Origin of the sequence: Undibacterium hunanense (assembly GCF_014284335.1) — a bacterium.
Taxonomy (GTDB): domain Bacteria; phylum Pseudomonadota; class Gammaproteobacteria; order Burkholderiales; family Burkholderiaceae_D; genus Undibacterium; species Undibacterium hunanense.
Genome location: NZ_JACOGF010000075.1, coordinates 1 through 287 on the forward strand (window position 1 = coordinate 1; position 287 = coordinate 287).

A 287-nucleotide genomic window follows, 5' to 3' on the forward strand; every position below is an offset into this window, starting at 1 on the left:
GTACGCCGGAGCCGTCAGCGGCTGCGCCGGAGACGTCGATACGGTTCAAACCACCGTTGGCACCAACTGTTGTGGTATCAAAGTTGATGAAGCCGCCAACTTTGCCTGCACCTGCTGCTGTACCGATAGTGACTGTGCCTGTGTGGGCTGCTACGCTACCCAGGGCAACGGTGTCACTTGTACCTGTGTCAACAGCCAGACGGGCATTGACGATGTTTTGGGTGATGGCGTTGGAACCTGTGTCACTGTGTTGGATAGTGATGTTGGTGGCCTGGGCTGCTGTCAGT

Annotated in this window: 1 protein-coding gene; it reads right to left on the reverse strand. The window is 56.8% G+C overall.

The window, feature by feature from the left end; translation table 11 throughout:
- On the reverse strand, positions 1-287 hold a 287-nt coding region (locus H8L32_RS27375; protein WP_186951020.1), incomplete at both ends, for a hypothetical protein.